The organism is Streptosporangium sp. H16, from assembly GCF_051918855.1.
GTDB lineage: Bacteria > Actinomycetota > Actinomycetes > Streptosporangiales > Streptosporangiaceae > Streptosporangium.
On sequence record NZ_JBPXMD010000007.1, the window covers coordinates 258,126 to 274,117 of the forward strand.

16 protein-coding genes are annotated in these 15,992 nt (G+C 72.7%); 11 read left to right on the top strand and 5 right to left on the bottom strand.

The window, feature by feature from the left end; translation table 11 throughout:
- Positions 1-266 precede the first annotated feature (266 nt).
- The 6 genes from ACTOQ2_RS14835 (at position 267) to ACTOQ2_RS14860 (ending at position 8,878) form a co-directional block, all read left to right on the top strand.
- On the top strand, positions 267-467 hold the full coding sequence (locus ACTOQ2_RS14835; RefSeq protein WP_440100149.1) for a hypothetical protein: 201 nt from the start codon (positions 267-269) through the stop codon (positions 465-467).
- Positions 467-808, top strand: coding sequence for an ArsR/SmtB family transcription factor (locus ACTOQ2_RS14840; protein WP_440100150.1), 342 nt, complete (start codon positions 467-469; stop codon positions 806-808). The genes ACTOQ2_RS14835 and ACTOQ2_RS14840 overlap by 1 nt, the downstream gene beginning before the upstream one ends.
- Before the next feature lie 5 nt (positions 809-813).
- Entirely contained in the window at positions 814-2,505 is a 1,692-nt protein-coding gene (locus tag ACTOQ2_RS14845; RefSeq protein ID WP_440100220.1) for a SulP family inorganic anion transporter, read from the top strand.
- A 154-nt stretch (positions 2,506-2,659) separates the two neighbouring features.
- Positions 2,660-3,877: a hypothetical protein gene (locus tag ACTOQ2_RS14850; protein WP_440082250.1), complete on the top strand. Its 1,218-nt coding sequence runs from the start codon at positions 2,660-2,662 to the stop codon at positions 3,875-3,877.
- Positions 3,867-5,252 (top strand): hypothetical protein, encoded by a 1,386-nt coding sequence (locus ACTOQ2_RS14855; RefSeq protein ID WP_440100151.1) that lies wholly within the window; start codon positions 3,867-3,869, stop codon positions 5,250-5,252. Before ACTOQ2_RS14850 ends, ACTOQ2_RS14855 begins: the two co-directional genes overlap by 11 nt.
- A gap of 173 nt (positions 5,253-5,425) precedes the next feature.
- Positions 5,426-8,878, top strand: coding sequence for a chromosome partitioning protein ParA (locus ACTOQ2_RS14860; protein ID WP_440100152.1), 3,453 nt, complete (start codon positions 5,426-5,428; stop codon positions 8,876-8,878).
- Positions 8,879-8,919: 41 nt separating this feature from the next.
- Here the strand turns inward: ACTOQ2_RS14860 and ACTOQ2_RS14865 are convergent, their stop codons facing one another.
- The 3 genes from ACTOQ2_RS14865 to ACTOQ2_RS14875 all read right to left on the bottom strand — a co-directional run bounded on the left by ACTOQ2_RS14865 (position 8,920) and on the right by ACTOQ2_RS14875 (position 11,296).
- Positions 8,920-9,378 (bottom strand): nuclear transport factor 2 family protein, encoded by a 459-nt coding sequence (locus ACTOQ2_RS14865; protein WP_440100153.1) that lies wholly within the window; start codon positions 9,376-9,378, stop codon positions 8,920-8,922.
- A gap of 153 nt (positions 9,379-9,531) precedes the next feature.
- Positions 9,532-10,296 carry an SDR family NAD(P)-dependent oxidoreductase gene (locus ACTOQ2_RS14870; protein ID WP_440100154.1) on the bottom strand — a complete coding sequence of 255 codons (765 nt, stop codon included), beginning with the start codon at positions 10,294-10,296 and terminating at the stop codon, positions 9,532-9,534.
- Positions 10,297-10,336: 40 nt separating this feature from the next.
- Entirely contained in the window at positions 10,337-11,296 is a 960-nt protein-coding gene (locus ACTOQ2_RS14875; protein ID WP_440100155.1) for an NADP-dependent oxidoreductase, read from the bottom strand.
- A gap of 158 nt (positions 11,297-11,454) precedes the next feature.
- On the opposite strand from ACTOQ2_RS14875, the gene ACTOQ2_RS14880 reads away from it, so the two are divergent.
- Together ACTOQ2_RS14880 and ACTOQ2_RS14885 are read left to right on the top strand one after the other, a co-directional pair.
- The gene (locus tag ACTOQ2_RS14880; RefSeq protein ID WP_440100156.1) at positions 11,455-11,838 is read left to right on the top strand and encodes a winged helix-turn-helix transcriptional regulator; all 384 of its coding nucleotides are present in this window, start codon (positions 11,455-11,457) and stop codon (positions 11,836-11,838) included.
- Positions 11,839-11,920: 82 nt separating this feature from the next.
- Positions 11,921-12,649, top strand: coding sequence for a class I SAM-dependent methyltransferase (locus tag ACTOQ2_RS14885; protein ID WP_440100157.1), 729 nt, complete (start codon positions 11,921-11,923; stop codon positions 12,647-12,649).
- 13 nt (positions 12,650-12,662) lie between these two features.
- Here the strand turns inward: ACTOQ2_RS14885 and ACTOQ2_RS14890 are convergent, their stop codons facing one another.
- Positions 12,663-13,565, bottom strand: a complete 903-nt coding sequence (locus tag ACTOQ2_RS14890) for a DNA-3-methyladenine glycosylase family protein (RefSeq protein WP_440100158.1) — start codon at positions 13,563-13,565, stop codon at positions 12,663-12,665.
- Between the two features lie 270 nt (positions 13,566-13,835).
- Between ACTOQ2_RS14890 and ACTOQ2_RS14895 the strand changes: the two genes are divergently transcribed.
- On the top strand, positions 13,836-14,216 hold the full coding sequence (locus tag ACTOQ2_RS14895; RefSeq protein ID WP_440100159.1) for a VOC family protein: 381 nt from the start codon (positions 13,836-13,838) through the stop codon (positions 14,214-14,216).
- 90 nt (positions 14,217-14,306) lie between these two features.
- Here ACTOQ2_RS14895 and ACTOQ2_RS14900 read toward each other — a convergent pair whose 3' ends face one another.
- Entirely contained in the window at positions 14,307-14,759 is a 453-nt protein-coding gene (locus ACTOQ2_RS14900; protein ID WP_440100161.1) for an ATP-binding protein, read from the bottom strand.
- A gap of 192 nt (positions 14,760-14,951) precedes the next feature.
- Between ACTOQ2_RS14900 and ACTOQ2_RS14905 the strand changes: the two genes are divergently transcribed.
- Complete coding sequence (locus ACTOQ2_RS14905) at positions 14,952-15,782, top strand: helix-turn-helix domain-containing protein (RefSeq protein ID WP_440100162.1); 831 nt, start codon at positions 14,952-14,954, stop codon at positions 15,780-15,782.
- Positions 15,773-15,982, top strand: a complete 210-nt coding sequence (locus ACTOQ2_RS14910) for a DUF397 domain-containing protein (protein WP_440100163.1) — start codon at positions 15,773-15,775, stop codon at positions 15,980-15,982. The genes ACTOQ2_RS14905 and ACTOQ2_RS14910 overlap by 10 nt, the downstream gene beginning before the upstream one ends.
- Positions 15,983-15,992: the final 10 nt, after the last annotated feature.

A 15,992-nucleotide genomic window follows, 5' to 3' on the forward strand; every position in this document is an offset into this window, starting at 1 on the left:
GTGGGCGCGCTCCCATCGCGCTTTCCAACCCGCCCACGTCCCCGGTCCCGGCCTGTCTCCGCTCGCCGACCTCGCCGACCTCGCCGACGGACCGAGCTCGACCGGGCGGGCCGGCGATGACACCGGGGGCGGCCCGGACGGTGAGCCGGGCCGGTGAGGCGGTGGGACCGTGACCGCGGTACCCTGTCTACGTTTCATGAATTGCGAACTTACGCAATTGAGTACATGATGGTGCCGTTGGACGAGACCGAGATCAGGGGTGTGCCGTGAGCGGGTCCTTCGCTACCGCGGTCAGGGAAAGAGCACGCCGGGCGGCCGCGGCGCTGGAGGAGGCCCGCCAAGGCGATGACGTCGGCGAGCTGATGACGGCCGAAGCGGAGTGGGAGCATGTGACGCGACTGGCCCGCACGCACGGTGTGCCGATCGGCCCGGGTGAGGCCGGGCCGGGCGAGAGGACCGCTCTGTGATGTCGGTCCCGCTGTACGAGGCCAAGGCGGAGCTGTTCCGGCTGCTGGGCCACCCCGTCCGGATCCGGGTGCTGGAGCTGCTGCAGGATGGGCCGAGGCCGGTGCGGGACCTGCTGGCCGCCATCGAGGTGGAACCGACGGGGTTGTCGCAGCATCTGGCCGTGCTACGCCGTTCGGGGATGGTCACCGCGCACCGCGACGGTTCCACCGTGGTCTACGCCCTGGCCGGTGGTGATGTGGCGGAGTTGCTGCGCGCGGCGCGCAGGCTGTTGACACAGATGCTCACCGGGCAGCACGAGCTGCTGAGCGAACTGATCAAGACCGAGACCGGCACCTCGTGATCTCCATGCTCTCCTCGGGCTGGGCCCGCCTGCGCGGCGTGCTGCCCGAGGGCGAGGAGCTGGCCGCGATGGGCCGCCGTCCCCGCCGTGACCTGCTGGCCGGGCTCACGGTGGCGATCGTGGCGTTGCCGCTGGCGCTGGGGTTCGGCATCTCCTCGGGCATGGGCGCCGCGGCGGGTCTGGCCACCGCGGTGGTCGCCGGAGTACTGGCGGCGCTGTTCGGCGGTTCGCGCCTGCAGGTGTCCGGCCCGACCGGGGCGATGACGGTGGTGCTGGTGCCGATCATGCACGCTCACGGCGCCTCCGGTGTGCTGATGGTCGGCGTGCTGGCCGGGCTGCTGTTGATCGCGCTGGCGCTGGGCCGCGCGGGCAGGTACATGGCCCTGGTACCGGCCCCCGTGGTGGAGGGCTTCACCATCGGCATCGCCTGCGTGATCGGCCTGCAGCAGGTTCCGGCCGCCCTGGGCGTGCCGACCCCGGAAGGGGACAAGGTCCTCGCCGTGGCCTGGCAGGCCGTACGGGACTTCCTCGCCCAGCCGCTGTGGTGGGCCCCGGCCATCGCCCTGACGGTGGCCGCGGTGATGTTGCTGGGGGCACGATGGCGGCCCGCCGTACCCTTCTCCCTGCTCGCCGTGGCCGCCGCCACCCTGCTGACGCAACTGGCCGATCCGCCGGTGGCACGCATCGGGGACCTGCCCGCCGGGTTGCCCGCTCCCTCGCTGGCCTTCATGGACGTGAGCGCGCTGAGCTCGCTGCTCGCCCCCGCGGTCGCCGTCGCGGCCCTGGCCGCGCTGGAGTCACTGCTGTCGGCCGCCGTGGCCGACGGCATGAGCGTCAACCACAGGCACGACCCCGACCGGGAACTGTTCGGCCAGGGGCTGGCCAACCTCGTCGTCCCGCTGTTCGGCGGCGTCCCGGCCACCGGTGCCATCGCCCGCACCGCGGTCAACGTCCGCTCCGGCGCCCAGTCACGGCTGGCCGCGCTGGCCCACGCGGGCATCCTGACCGTGATCGTGCTCCTCGCCGCCGACCTGGTCGCCCGGATCCCCCTCGCCGCGCTGGCCGGTGTGCTGCTGGCCACCTCGGTGCGGATGGTGGAGGTCGGCTCGGTCAAAGCCATGATCCACTCCACCCGCGGCGACGCCGTCGTCCTGGTACTGACCGCGGTCGCCACCTTGGCGCTCGACCTGGTCCAGGCCGTCATCCTCGGCCTGATCGTGGCCGGTGCGCTGGCGTTGCGCTCCATCGCGCGCGACGTCCGCCTGGACATGACGCCGATCCATCCTGAGCTGCCCGGCGACCACAGCGAGCAGGAACACGCCCTGCTCGCCGAGCACATCGTCGCCTACCGCCTGGACGGGCCGCTGTTCTTCGCCGCGGCCCACCGTTTCCTGCTGGAGCTGTCCGAGGTCGCCGCCGTCTCCGTGGTGATCCTGCGCATGTCCCGCGTCACCACCATCGACGCCAGCGGCGCCCTGGTCCTCGGCGACGCCATAGAGCGGCTGCAACGCCGTGGCATCACCGTCTACGTCTCCGGTATCCGCCAGGGCCACCACCAGCCCCTGCACGCCCTTGGCGTCATCGCCCACCTCGACCGGGCCGGCCGTGTCTTCGCCACCACCCCCGAGGCCATCGAGGCCGCCCGCGACCGGCTCCGGCAGGCCGGAGTCCTGCCCGCGACCGCCACCACCCCCTGACATCCGACCTGAGTGATCACGACCGCGGGAGGTCCGAGCGGGCAGCCGGCGCCGGGCCGGGCGGCCCGTGTTCAGCCGTGTCCGCCCGTAGGGCACGTCCACTTCTCGGCGGTCCGGGTCAGGATTGTCGGGCGCAAGCCTTACGGTAGGGCGCGTGCCAGAGACGAACCACGAGATCACGCTCGACTCGGCCCTCACCGAGGAGGCCGTGCTCTCGACCTACCGCCGCATGTTCGCGGCGCTCGCCCGCGACAGTGGCGCGGTGGTGGACGACCCCACGCTGGTCGACATCGCCGAGACGCTGTTCGCGGCGTTCGCCGAGGCGGGCGAGGAGTGGCTGACCCACGAGCAGATGCGCCACGTCTGCCGGGCCTACCCGCTCGACCGGTTCGAGAACCGGCTCCGGGTCCTGCGCGGTCTCGGCGCGATCCGCGAGGTGTTCCCCAAGCCCAACCAGCTCCGCTACCGCGCGTCGTTCACCAGCGTGGTGGGGCTGATGTTCATCCGCCGGATGATGGACGACGGCGGCCAGTCGGAGATGCACCGCCTGCTCGCGCTTGAAGACCTCAACGTGGCCGATCCCCGCACGACGATGGAGGAGGCCCGCGCCAGCGCGCAGAACCTGTCGCGCGCTTTCCGGCTGTGGGCGCTGGAGCTGATCACCCTGACCGGCGGCACCATCGAGGAGCTGCGCGAGCAGGCGCCCAAGCTGTGGGGCACCGAGGAGATCGCCCGGCGGGCGCAGAGCCTGCACGGCACCATCCTCACCCGCTGGCCCGACCTCGACCGCACCTGCACCGAGCTGCGCGCCGCGATCTACTCCTACAGCGACGCCTCGCGCCGCGCCGCCGGGCGTCTGGCCGACTCCGCGGGCACGACGAGGAACCTGACGCTGCTCCCCGCGGAGACCTGGCGCACCTTCGCGCAGACCGCGAGCAGGGAGCGCCTGGCCGCGGTGCTCGACGGGTTCGTCTTCGACGCTCCCGCCCCCTGGCACGACCCGGCGGCGATCGTCAGGGCCGTGGATGAGAGCCCCCGCCCGGCACCCGCCCAGCCCACTCCCCCGCGCTCTGCCCTGCCCGACCCCGGCCCCGCCGGCACCCACGATCCCGGCACCGACGGGCTCGACCACCTGACCGCGGTGGCCGAGGCCGCGCTCGCCGGGCGCTCCACCGTCCGGCTGGAGGAGCTGCTCACCGCCGACGGCGAGTGGGTCTCCGCCCGCCGACTGCTGGCCGATCTCGTCTCCGCCGACCTGCGTCCCGACTCCCCCTACCGACTGCGCTGGTCCGACGGGCTCACCGCCGACCCCGGCGGCGAGCCCGCCTGGCTCTCCCACGGCCACCTCGAAAGGACCGGCGGTGCCGGCTGATCCGCGACACACACCGGCCGCGACGGCCCCGGCGGCCGGCACCGAGCCGTCCCGGACGGCGCACGTCCGCGCCAGGGCGGGCGGTCCCCTCCCGCTCGGAGCCGGAGAGGCGGCTCCCGCCGGGATGGCACGGCTGGGGCGCGGCGACGGGACGGGCCTGGCGTTGCCGGTCTGGCCCGACGGGGCGACCCCGTCGCTCCTGGAGGAATACCAGGTCGCGCCCATGGCGGTGGAACGATCCGGGGAGACCCGGCGGGTGCTGGCCGCGGCGCTGCGGTGTTGCTGGACGGACCTGTCCGCCGACCCCTGGCCCGGCACCGCGGCCACGGTGGACGACGTGCTGTCGGCGTACCGGGCGCTGATCGGGCGCGGCGACGACCTCATGCGCAACTGGGCGGTCGGCGCGCTGCGCCGCCTGCACGACTCGGCCTGGCTGGAGGTCACCGGCGGTCTCGTACGGCTCGGCCCCCGGTGCGCCTCCTGGCCCGCCGCGTCGCACGCCCAGTTGCGGGAGCTGATGCGCCGGCTGCCCACCGGTGAGGAGGTTCCGGGCGGCCCGGAGGTGCTCCCGGTCGCCGAGGGCGTCCTTGACGGCGCGGAGGCGGGGGCCGGTGTCACGGTTCCCGAGGAGGTGGACGAGGATCTGCTCGGCCCGTTCGACGAGCGGCGCAGGGCCGAGGTCGTGGCGGCCTTCATGGCGGTGGAGCACGCGGCCGAGCCGGTGCACGAGGCCCGTTTTCCCGCGTTGCGCGACCCGGTGCTGCGCCGCGCGCTCGCCGAGATGCTGGAGCGCCGCGGCCGGGTCCTCGTCCACGACCGCGACGCGTGGACCTCGGGCTACGCGGCCGAGACGCTCGCGGGAGGGGGCGTGCCCGCTGGACCGGGTCCGGGTCCGGGTCCGGGTTCGGGTTCGGGTTCGGGGGCGGGATCGGCGCCGGGAACGGTCTCGGAAGCGGGAACGGTCCCGGGAGCGGAGACCGTCCCGGGAGCGGATGCCGCCTCGGGAGCGGGCTCGGCTCTGGGTGAGTCCGAGCGGGCGGTTCTGGTGCTTGTGCTGATCCACTCGGTGGCGATCCCGCGGGCCGACGGCCTGCTGCCCGCCGACAGCTGGCTCTCGCCGTTCCCCGCCCAGGTCGACGAGCTCCGGCGGCACACCAGGCTGCCGATCGGTGAGCTGGACGCCGCGCTGCGCGTCCTGCGCCACGCGGGCCTGGTGACCCAGGTGAAGGCGGGCGAGGAGGCCGGGGGTTACGTGCCGGGGCCGCAGTTCCACCGGCTGACCCCGCAGGCCAGGCGCCGTCTGCAGGAGGAGCTGATCCTCGCCGCGGGACCGCACACCCCGCTGGCGGCGGCCGTACGGGCCAACCGGCGGTGAGCGGGTCCGGAAAGACCGCCCCTCGCGAAGGCGTGGCGCCAAAGACCCCGGTGGGCCCGGTGCCGAGCGGACGCGAAGAGGCCCTCGCTCACGATGAGCGGAACCCGGGGCGGGGTGCCGGAGACCCGGCGCTCCAGGCACCGGAAGCAGGATGGAAGAAAGGAACGACGGGGTTGACCGACCAGCGGAGCCAGGCCGAGAAGAGCTCACGCGGGAGCCGAGCCAGGGCCGCGGAGAACCGCACCGGCACGGCCGGGGCCGGAACCGGGGCCGGGGCCGGAAAGGCCTCCCCGGGCGAGGCCACCGGAGCGGCTCGCCCCGGGAACGTCCGGGCGGAGGGCGCCCGGAGCGGGAGGACCAGGGGTTCCGAGACCACCGGGGACCCGGGCGGGACGCAGGCGACCCTGGTCCCCGTGGAGACGACCCGCGCCACCGCCCCGAGCGAGAACGTGGTGGGCGACCGGGTGCTGATCGCCGTGCAGCCGGTCAACATCTCCCGGCTCTCGACCCACCCGGTGCCGACCGTGCCGGGCACGCTGATCGTGGTCGCGGGCGCGGGGCCGAAGGATTCCAACGGCGCGGGCAAGTCGTCGTTCATCGCGATGATCACCGCGCTGCTCGGGGACGAGCAGTGGCGTTTCGCCTCGGGGGCGAAATCCGTCGCGGAGCTGCTGTTCAACGCCGAGCTCGCGGCGGGCGGCGGTGGCCGGACGTGGGCCAGCGCCGACCACGGCTACATCGTCGGCGTCTTCGCGGCGGCCGACCCCGCGCACACCGGCTCCGGCCCCACGGACTCCGTCTCCACCGGCCCCGTCCCCACCGGCCCCGCGGACACCGATTCCGCGAATGCCGGCCCCGTGGACGCTGGCCCCGTGGACGGCGTCTCTCCGGGCGGCTCCTCGGGCACGGTTTCCGGGAACTCCGGGGACACGGGGGACTCCGGGGACTCCGGGGACTCCGGGGACTCCGGGGACTCCGGGGACACGGTCTCCTCGGACACCGGCTCCCCGGACCGCGCCTCCCTGGACGACGCGGTGACCGTGTGGTTGCGGGTCAACCAGGAGGCCCCGCATCTGGAGATCAGGTGGATCCAGGGGGTGCACCTGGCGGTGGCGGCCTCGGAGGCCGAGCGGGTGGCGCGGGCCGACGAGCTGTGGGCGGCGCTGCCCCGCTCGGCGGGACGCCGTGACGTGGTGGCGCGCGACCTGACCCGGGTCCTGTACGGCGACCGCGTCAGGTGCGTGTCGTTCCTGTCGACCTCGGTACGGAGCAAGGTCGCCACCAACCTGCTCTCCCAGCCGCTCAACGAGATCTCCCCCGAGCGGGTCTTCGAGGCGATCGCCGCGCTGACCGGCCTGGACTCCGAGCTCGACCAGGAGCGGGAGGCCCGCCGCGACGAGCACGCCAGGCGGGTGCGGGCGACGCGGGCCGTGGAGCTGCTCCGGGAGTTCGAGGGCGAGTCCCGTACGCTCCTGGAGACCTTCGACAGGCGTGACCGGGCCCGGGTCCGGCTGGCCGACGCGCTGCGCTGCTGGCGGGGGCGGCTGGCGCGCAGGCTGGCCGACGCCGGGCAGCGGGACGAGGCGCTGGCGGCCGAGCTGGAGCGGGTCCGCGCGGCGGGCGATCGTGCCACGGAGGCGATCGCCGAGGTCAGGGCCGAGATCGCCACGCTCAAGGACGACACCCTGGAGCGCGGGCTGGCCGAGGCCCGCAGGGAGCTGACCACCCTGCAGGCACGCGCGGCGAAGCTGGACGCCGACCGGGCGGTGGCGGAGAACTCGGTCGACGAGCTGCGCGGCTGGATTCCCGGTCTCGAGGAGCAGCGCCGCCTGGCCGACGGGCGCGACATGGCGGCGGCGGGTGCCGAGCTGGCCGAGGCCAGGACGCGGCTGAACGAGGCGCTGAAGGCGCTGGGCGTGGCCGACCGGGAGGCCGAGGGGGCGAAGGCCGCGCTGGACGACGCCGAGGGCGGCCCGGCGGCGGCCCAGCTCAACGCGCTCGCCGAGGCGGGTGTCGGGGCGACCGGCCTGCTCGACGCGATCGACGTCGCCGAGCAGGCCCGCGACGACGAGGCCGCGCCGCGTCGAGACGGTGCGGCCGCCCCCGCGCTGGGAGCTCGCGGGTGGCCGCACGAGCACGCGGTGATCGTCGACGCGGCCGACCTGGCGGCCGCCGCGCGCGCCCTGGGCGCGCTGCCCGGATCGGTGCTGGTCAGCGCGGCGGGAGTCACCGTCGTGGGATCGTTCGAGGTCGCGGTCACCGGCAGGGAGGCCCGCATCAAGGCGGCCGAGCAGCGCCTGCACCGGGCGCGTGACACCCAGGAGAGCGCGGCGGCGGTCGTACGGGCCGCGGAGGACGCCGTGGCCGAGGCGGGCAGGAGGCTCGAGGGGGCGAAGGCGTCCGTGCAGCTGGCCGACATCGAGCGGCGGCTGGCCGAGCGCCGGGCCGCGCTCACCGAGCTGTCCGAGGCGCTGGCCGGGATCGCGCCGAAGGTCGACGAGGCCGAACGCCGGGCGAGCGCCCTGGACTTCCGCGCCCGTACGAGAAACATGGAGATCGAGCGTCTGGAGGGCCGCAGGGCCCGGCACGAGTCCGACCGCGACCAGGCCGCGGAGCAGGCCGCGAGGATCACCGCCGACCGCGACGCGCTCGGGCTGGACACGCTGGCCGGTGACTGGGGCGGCACCGTCGACGGAGCCCGCGAATGGCTGGGCGCCCTGGACGAGCAGGAGCGCCCGCTGACGTCCGAGGAGTGGTGGCGGGCCGCCGAGCGCCGCCTGGACGAGGCGCTGCGCGACACCTTCCCCGGCGAGGACGAGGAGATGCCCGAGGAACTGCGCTTCCTGGTCAGGGAGAGGACCGCGCCGGGCGCCGGGCGCACCGCCCGCGAGCAGGCGACGTTCCCCGGCGTGTGCTCGGCGCTCGCGTCCTACCTGCGCGGTCAGGAGGACTACGAGCGGCACCGGCGCCGCCAGATCGAGACGCAGATCGTCACCCGGCAGCGCGACCTGACGGCCGCCGCCAGGGGTGCCGAGGAGGCGGCCCAGTCCACCGCCGTGCACCGGTCCGCGCTGACCGCCGCGATCAGGGCGCGGCTGACCCGGGTGGCAGAGGAGTTCGACAAGCTCGACACCTCCTACGGCGGTTACGGCGCGACGCTGGAGTTCCCCGTCCCGCCCGCGCCCGCCGACCCCGAGCAGCGCTGGGCGTGGCGGGTGACGCCCAAGTGGCGCAGGGGCGAGGGGCAGGGGTTCGTGCCGTACAACCGGCGGGCCAACACCGCGCTGATGGACGAGAAGGCGGTGAAGCTGGTCTGCGCGGCGGCGATCGCGTCCTCGGGCGGCGGGCACCTGTGCCTGGTCCTCGACGAGCTGGGCCGCAACCTCGGCAAGGAGCACCGAAGGGAGGCGGTGGCGCTGTTCCGCCGGATCGGCGAGACGTACGGGATCACGGTGATCGGCGCACTCCAGGACGACATGGAGCCCTACGCCGTCGATGCCTGCGGGCAGTACGTCAAGCTGCGCCGTTCCTCCGACGCCATGCCGTACAACGAGCCGCCGGTCGTCATCGGCCACGACCTGCACGCGGAGCGGGTGCGTGCCCTGGCCTCCGCGGTGAGCCGGTGAGCCGGTGACGAGCCCGGGATCGGGCGCTCGGGGGATCATCCTCACACGGGAGGCAGGCCACCCTCGAAGACCTCGAGCTTCAGGCGATCCAGCCTCAGGCGGCTGATCAACCATCTGCCGTCGATCTTCCGGTACTCCTCGTAGTAGTGCCCGTAGCCCCGCATCCCCTGCGGCAGACCGTCCCTCTCGGGCCATTCGAGATAGTCGTCCATGCTCCAGATGCCGGTGGCGGTGTCGGGACCGGTGATGTCGATCTCGGGCATGAAGCCCCGGTGGACGGCGATCGCGTTCCCGTTCCAGCCGCTGGTGATGCGGGCCAGCTCGGCGGGATCGCGGAGCACCGTCCCATCGATCTCGAGATGGATCTCCGGCGTGAACAGCCTGACCCACTCGTCCCATTTCTTGGTGTCGTGGAGCCGAAAGTAGCGTGCCTTGAGCTGCTTGATCTCTTCGATGTCGACCAGGCGCCGCAGCGCGTCGTCGTTACCCGCGGTGGTCATGTGGCGCTCCTGAACGGTTGTCCGTGACGGGGTCACGGAGGATGAGACGTCGATCGTTCGTCGGGGAAGGTCATGCGACGGCGCCGTGGCCGGCGGGCCCCGCACCGCCCGCGCCTCGGCGGCGGCCGGCGCCCGCCACGGCGGGATCCGTCGTCAGGCGGCGGTCATCCCGCCGTCGATCGCGAGCGCGGCCCCGGTGATGAACCTGGCCTCGTCGCTCAGCAGGAACGCCGCGAACGCCGCGATCTCCTCCGGCTGGGCGATCCGCCCGAGCGGGTGCATCGCCTCGGCCGCGCGCAGGGACTCCTCGGGTGTCGGGCCCAGGTTGGCGCGCAGCAGCGGGGTGTCGACGCCGCCGGTGACCAGGGCGTTGATCCGTACGCCGGCCGCGGCCTCATCGAGCGCCGCCGAGCGGGTGAGCCCGACGACGCCGTGCTTGGCGGCGCTGTAGGAGGCCATGCCCGCCGCCCCGACGACGCCGAGGTTGGAGGCGTTGTTCACGATCGCGCCGCCACCGGCGGCCCGCAGGGCGGGAATCTGGTGCTTCAGGCCGAAGAAGACGCTGCTGAGGTTGAGCGCCAGGTCGGCCTGCCAGGCGTCGCCGTCGATGCCGGTCACCGGGCCGATCGCGGTGGCGGCGCCGACGTTGTTGAACGCGCCGTCGAGCCGGCCGTACCGGCTCACCGCCTGCCGGACCAGCTCGGCCGCCTCGGCCTCCACCGTCACGTCGGCGGGGACGAAGGTGGCCTCGCCTCCGGCGGCGCGGATGCCGGCCACCAGCGCGTCGCCGGCCTCCTTGCCACGGGCGGCCAGGACGACCTTCGCGCCCTCGGCGGCGATCCGCTCGGCGGCGGCACGGCCCATACCGGAGGTGGCGCCGGTGATCAGGATGACCTTCTCCGCGAAGCGTGCGGGCATGACTACTCCTTTGTCGGCGAGGTTCGGTGAGTTCAGAAGGTCAGAAGGTGAGCACGAGCCGGCCGCGGAGACCGCCGGCCGCGAGCCGCCGGTGCGCGTCGGCCGCCTCGGCGGCGGGCAGGGTCGCCGCGACGTGCGGGATGAGCACGCCCGCCTCGGCGAGCAGGCGGACCTGGTCCAGCTTGTCCGTCCGCCCCGCGTAGTCGGGGACGAACGTCGTCTGCACCGTGATCGGGCCGTCGCCGTCGAACTCGTGGCCGCCGGGTTCATCGCCGGTGCGGAACCGGGCGTACGTGCCGCCGTCGCGTACGGCGTCGAGGAGCCGCGGCCCGACCAGCGCCGTGTCGGCGACCGCGTCCACGCCGTCCGGGTACCGGGCCCGGATGCGGTCGGCGACATCGGATCCCCTGGCCACGACGTCGGTCGCGCCGGAGCGGCGGACCAGGGCCTCGTCGGCGGGCGCGGCGTCGGCGATCACGGTCAGCCCCGCGTGCGCGCCCATCTGGACCAGGTAGCCGCCGAGTGTCCCGGCGGCCCCGATCACGGCGAGGACGGAGCCCGGCGCGAGCGCCAGCTGGTCGAGCGCCAGCCGCGCGGTGAGCCCGTTCATCGGCAGCGTCGCCGCCGCCGCGTGATCGATGCCCGCCGGTGCGCGGACGACCCAGCCGGCCGGCAGCACCACGTACTCGGCGTAGCCTCCCGCGGCCGGGCCGATCGGCATCACCATCGCCATCACCGGCTCCCCCGGGGACAGCTCGGTCTCCGTCCCCGGGCCGATCTCGTCGATCACGCCGGCGATATCCATTCCGGTGACGTACGGGGCCGGCACCCCGGCGAATGCCTGCGCGAACACGCCGGCGCGCATCAGCGTGTCCGCCGGATTCACCGCGGCCGCGTGCACCCGCACCCGGACCTCACCGGGCCCGGCGTGCGGTTCCGGAAGGTCGATGACCCGCAGCACGTCGGGTCCCCCGAACTCGTAAAACCCAATCACTTGCATAACCGCAGCTCCAGGACAGTTCTCTTTATATACCAGGTCCGTTGTTCGTACCATTGCATCGGAGCGGAGAAGGCGGCAAGAGAGCACTTCAACATGCCCAGGTATCCCCGGGAGAACCGTCCAGGACAGAACCAGGTATCTCTCGTATACTGGCGGGCATGGCGCATCCGACCACCGAGACGGACGACATCACCCCCGTGTGCGAGCAGAACCGCGCCCTGGTCCGCGACGTGCTCGACCGGATCGGCGACAAGTGGTCGGTGGTCGTCATCTGCCAGCTGGGCGACGGCACCCGGCGGTTCAACGAACTGCGCCGGATGAGCGAGCCCATCACCCAGCGCATGCTCAGCGCGACGCTGCGAGGGCTGGAGCGAGACGGCCTGGTGACACGGACCGTCCACGACACCACCCCGCCGCGCGTCGACTACGCGCTGACTCCCCGCGGGATCGGCCTGCTCGGGGTCGTCCGCGGCCTGGCCGGCTGGGCGGAGAACAACGCCGCCGGCATCCTGGAGTCCAGGACGGCCTTCGACGCCCGGTGACCCGGAGGCCCGGCGCGGCCCCTCGACCACTGGCGGCCGATAATCCGTCGCCGGAGCGCCTGAACGCGGATATGGTCGCCGGGTGCCTGATGCGATCTTCGCTCACCCTCGTCTCGCACCCGTCTACGACGTCTTCGACGGGGACCGCGACGATCTGACCGCCTACCTCGACATCGTCGGCGAGCTGGGCGCAAACCGTGTGCTCGACGTCGGTTGCGGGACGGGATGCCTGGCCGTCCTGCTCGCCGAGAGCGGCCGTACCGTCGTGGGTGTCGATCCGGCCGAGGCGTCACTTGAGGTGGCGAGGTCGAAGGATCACGCCGCGAGGATCACCTGGGTGCACGGCGATGTCACGGCGGTTCCGGCGCTCGGCGCCGATCTCGCGGTGATGACGGGAAACGTGGCACAGGTCTTCCTCACCGACGACGACTGGACACGGACCCTCCGAGGCATCCACGCCGCGCTTCGCCCACGTGGCCACCTCGTGTTCGAGACCAGGCGTCCCGAACGCCGGGCCTGGGAGGAATGGGCCGCCGACGATGCTCAGGTCATCCGCGACGTCCCGGGAAGCGGACCGGTGGAGCGGTGTTTCGAGGTCACCGACGTGAGCCTTCCGTACGTCTCCTTCCGCTACACGTACAGGTTCCTGTCGGACGGCGCGGTGGTCACCTCCGACTCGACCCTCCGGTTCCGCGGCCACGACGAGGTGGAGGCGAGCCTGGTCGCCAGCGGATATCGCGTACTGGACGTGCGCGAGGCTCCTGATCGCCCGGGGCGCGAGTTCGTGTTCGTCGCCGAGCGCACGGCCTGAAGCCCAGCCGGCTTCACGCCGCGGGCAGCCGGTTGACCGGGTGGTCGCCGGTGGCCCAGAGATACTGGACGGCGTAGGCGCGCCAGGGGCGCCAGGCGGCGGCACGGCGGGTGAGCGCCGCGGGGGTGACGGGGAGGCCGAGCCTGCGGGCGGCGACGCGGATCCCGAGGTCGGCGGGGATGAAGGCGTCGGGGTCGCCGAGGGCGCGCATCGCGATGGTCTCGACGGTCCAGGGCCCGAGTCCGGGAAGCGCCGAGAGCTGCGCCCGGGCTCGACGCCGGTCGCCTCCGGCGCCGAGATCGATCTCGTCGGCCGCCAGGGCGGCGATCAGGCCGGTGAGCGTGGCGCGGCGCGTCCGGGGAAGGGCGAGCTTGCCCGGATCCAGCGAGGCCAGCGCCCCGGGGGCGGGGAAGAGATGGGTGAGGCCTCCTTCGGGGTCCGTGATCGGCTCGCCGTGCGCGGTGACCAGCCGGGCGGCATGGGTGCGGGCGGCCGCGGTGGACACCTGCTGCCCGAGCACCGCGCGTACCGCCAGCTCGAACGCGTCGACGGTGCGGGGCACCCTGCGGCCGGGGTGCTCGTCCACGAACGATGCGAGCGCCGGGTCGGCGCGAAGGACGTCTCCGACGGCGACGGGGTCGGCGTCGAGGTCGAGCATGTGCCGGCACCGGCTGATCGCGGTGGAGAGGTCACGGCGGTCGCTGAGGGTCAGACGGCAGCCGACGTGGTCGGGCATCGGCCACAGGGTGACGATGCCGTGACCGTGCGGCAGGCGCAGCGTGCGGCGGTACGCGCCGTCGCGCCACTCCTCCACCCCGGGCACGGCGGTCGCGGCGAGATGCCCGAACAGGTTGCCGGGGCACAGCGGAGCCCGGAACGGCAGCCGCAGCGACACCGTCCCGTGGTCGTCGGCCACCGGCCGTTCGCTGGACGGCGCCGGGACGGGAAAGGCGTAATCCTCACAACCGGATTCCGTCCGGAGGGCGCGATCCCCTGACCGGGAGTGATCCTCACGGCCAGGTCCCATCTGGGCGGCGCGATCCGCTGACCGGGAGTTCTCCTCGTGCATACCTGCAGTGTCCAGGAGAGCGCAGGCCGTCGTGTCCGCGCACCCCGCGAAGGGCGCGCTTTCTCTCCCTGCCCGTGGCCCGCGTGATCCGAGCGGCTTTCGGGGCAGGACGCAGCCATGCGCGGACGAACGGACTCTCACCACTGGGGTGTGGTACTCGACGCACCCGACGCACAGGAACTCGCGCGGTTCTACGCGCGCCTTCTCGATTGGAAGATCACCAAGGACGAGCCCGGCTGGGCCACGGTCGCACCGGCCAGCGGGGGCACGTACCTGGGTTTCCAGACATCCAAGGACTACGTACGACCGGTCTGGCCGAACGCCGACGGCTCGCAGCAGATGATGCTGCACCTCGACCTGGAGGTCGGTGACCTTTACGGTGCGGTCACCCACGCGATCGAGACGGGCGCGACACTCGCCGCCCACCAGCCGCAGGACGACGTCCGGGTCCTCCTCGACCCCGCCGGACACCCGTTCTGCCTTTACACGGACGAGTAGAGAAAACACGCAAGACATACACAGCGTGTTTGTGGAGTGTGGGATTCTGCTTTCCTGCTGATTGCCATGTATCGCAGACCGCAGCGTCCGCTATTCCGGCCGTACGGCGAGGACGACGGCCTCTTCCACGGGAGCCGTGAGTTCGGCCGGAATGGCGCACCACACCGTACGGCCACCCGCCCCGAAGTCGCGGACGCCCCAGTTTCCCGCTGAGAGTTCGTCGACGATGAACAGCCCTCGCCCGTCCTCCGCGTCCGGGGAGGGATCCTTCAGGCACGGCTTGCCGGACGCGGAACCGGGGTCGGTCACCTCCACGTATACGAAGTCGTCGACCACCTTCAGGACGACCATCACCAGGTCGCCCACCGGACCGGGGGTGGAGTGCCCGACGGCGTTCGTGGTGAGCTCGGAGACGGCCAGCCGCACCCGCTCGTAGGCGGGATGATCGGGACCGAGGAGCTCGCGCACCGTCGCGCGGGCGCGTGAGACCGATTCCGGCTCTCTCCGCAGGAAGATCTCCCCTAACTTTCTGGCCGTTTGCATGGTTAACGCCCTTTCGCCCTCCGGGCTTTCTCGCCTCATTGACCGGACCCCCGGCGACCGCCCGCCGGGTATTCCAAGAATCCCAAACAACCATTACTGTCGGTAGTGGCTCCGAACGCACGGTCACTACACGGTTATGTGAAGCCGGGCGTGTATTCACAGGAACGGGTGTGTGTTCACGAGAGGACAGAAATGACCATCCCCCCGGGCATCGGCTCCACGGTCTCCCCAAAGGAATATTTCGCCGCAGAATTCCGTAGGCGTCGCAAAGAGGCAGGTCTCAGTCAAAAGGAGCTGGCCGATCGCATCGGGTGGTCGGTCAGCCTGGTGAGCATGGTGGAGCTCGCCCACCGGAAGGCTCCCCGGGAGATGACCGAGAAGATCGACAAGGTCCTGAAGCTCGACGGCGCCCTGACGAACCTGTGGGATCTCGTCAGCCACGTGGGCAGCCGGCTGCCCGACTGGTTCAGGCCCTGGATCGAGATCGAGCGGGAGGCCGAGACCCTGCGGGCCTGGCATCCTCTCGTCGTCACGGGCCTGCTCCAGACCCGCGACTACGCCGAGGCGATCCTGCGCGGCGAGCCCCGCATCACCCCCGAGCAGTTGGAGGAGTACGTGACGGCCCGGATGGAGCGCCAGGCCATCCTCGACCGGGCGAACCGCCCCATGCTCTGGGCGGTCATCGACGAGGGCGTCCTGCTCCGCCCCGTCGGCGCGGACGACGTGATGGCGGCGCAGCTCCGCCACCTCGCCGAGATGGGCGAGCGCCCCGACATCGCGATCCAGATCCTTCCCCTCGACGCCCGCACGACATCCGGCATCAACGGGGGTTTCGTCCTCGCGCACGCGCGCAGGGGTGTGGTCAACGCGGCCTACATCGAGTCGGCCGGTGCGGGCCAGGTAACCGATCGCCCCGACGAGGTCGCCGCTTTAGCATTGCGGTACGAGGCGATCCGCGTCGAGGCGCTGCCCCAGCGCGAGTCCCTGAAGCTGATCAAGGAGACGACCAAGAAATGGACCTGAACCGGGAACTGGCAGAGGCGACGTGGGTCAAGTCCACCCGCTCGGGGAGCAACGGCGGCGAGTGCGTCGAGGTCGCCGGACTGTCCGGCGGGCGCCGGGCCGTCCGCGACAGCAAGGACACCACCGGCCCCGCGCTGGTCTTCACCGCCACCGAGTGGACCGCCTTCATCGACGGCGTCAAGAACGGCGAGTTCGGCTGACCGTTCCGAC